The following is a 472-nucleotide window of genomic DNA, read 5'->3' as shown; positions in this document are numbered from 1 at the left end:
CTGGTCGACAGTCGCTACATCCCAGATGGCACGATCCTGGAGTTCCGGCCTCGAACCAAGCCAGAAAGGGCGGCCTTGGCAAGCTGGTTGGCTGCTGACCCGAAGAGGGGCCAGGCGTCATGGCAGAACAACCGTGCCTCAGCCTTGATCTGGGCAGCTGACGGAAAACGGTATTCGCCGACTGGGCTCGTCATGGCGATGCTGGAAATGGCCACCGGTACTCGACCCAAGGCCGTTCAGGGAACCAGTCGTTGGTACTGGCCCGGTAATGGGTCCCTGGTCGAGTTGGCTGAGAAGGCGCGAAACGAGGATGTGCCAGACGAGTGACAAGCTAGCCGCGCGACTTCCAAGCGGTAGCTGCTAGAGCACGAGTGAGGCCATTGGTAGCGAGCGAACATACTGTTCGGCAAAGAGCCAGTCGGGGTGCCCATCCGACTGAACGGGAAGATGAAGGACGGACTTCCGCATTCTG

General features: G+C 60.4%; 1 protein-coding gene. It reads left to right on the top strand.

Going from position 1 to position 472, the window contains the following annotated elements:
• A partial coding sequence (locus F8271_RS33695; RefSeq protein ID WP_225854921.1) for a hypothetical protein occupies positions 1 to 327 on the top strand: 327 nt, incomplete at its 5' end.
• Positions 328 to 472 lie beyond the last annotated feature (145 nt).

It is taken from the genome of Micromonospora sp. ALFpr18c (assembly GCF_008868155.1).
Classification (GTDB): domain Bacteria; phylum Actinomycetota; class Actinomycetes; order Mycobacteriales; family Micromonosporaceae; genus Micromonospora.
The sequence above is the reverse complement of the archived record's forward strand: the minus strand, read 5'-3'. Positions and strand labels throughout refer to the sequence as shown.